At 44.7% G+C, this 788-nt stretch carries 1 protein-coding gene; it reads left to right on the forward strand.

Features of this window, described 5'->3' with window-relative positions:
* Positions 1-683: 683 nt before the first annotated feature.
* On the forward strand, positions 684-788 hold a 105-nt coding region (locus GOB93_RS21000; RefSeq protein WP_173582918.1), incomplete at its 3' end, for an NAD(P)-binding protein.

Below are 788 nucleotides of genomic sequence, written 5' to 3' on the forward strand. Positions count from 1 at the left end.
CCTATATCAATTATCATCAAATTTTTACGCGCTGTTGCAGAAATGTTCCATAACTATTTCATATTTTGTTTACAATTGTCTCAATTTGAGCGAACTGTCTGATAAATGCTTGAGGATGTGATTAGTGGCACGAAACAGAAAAACGAAACCCGAAGAAAAGCCGTCCCATCATATTCATTCGCTGCCCGCCATAAGGTGTCCTGATCCGACCTGCTCTTGCCTGGTCAGCCGGGAAGTGGCTCCTACGTGGCTGCTACCTTTATTATATACAGCCATTCCGATTTTATAAGATATAAGCCACAAACACAGGAAGTGTAGCCGTCCGTGGATGTTTTCCAACAGATCGGAAAACCCTGTCAGATGGTGCCGGCACGATGGCGATACATTATCGCTTGTAAAGAGGGTCGGCTACGCGTTGCCGCATCATCCAGATCGCCTGCCACGACCCGTAGATGATCTTTTGCCCGATGCCACTGACTGCCGTTAAGAATAGATTGTTTCATTGCAAGGATTCCCTCAACAGCAGGAGCAGAAATCACAGACCAACGGCGCATGAAGTTCTAACATCATTTCGTTCTGATTAGCTGAATTCGATAATTATATCACACATAAATATATTTACAATTAGATATTAATTATTTATCTAAAAATAGATTTCGTGCTGGTATAGAAGGGGGACTGCATTGTCTTTCTGTGTTGTGGGGGCTGGTTTTAGTGGCGCTGTCATAGCCCGGCATCTTGCCGAACGCGGGCACAAGGTCACTCTTCTGGACGAGCGTCCGCATATT

This window comes from Acetobacter musti, assembly GCF_011516835.1.
In the GTDB taxonomy this organism is placed as follows: Bacteria; Pseudomonadota; Alphaproteobacteria; order Acetobacterales; family Acetobacteraceae; genus Acetobacter; species Acetobacter musti.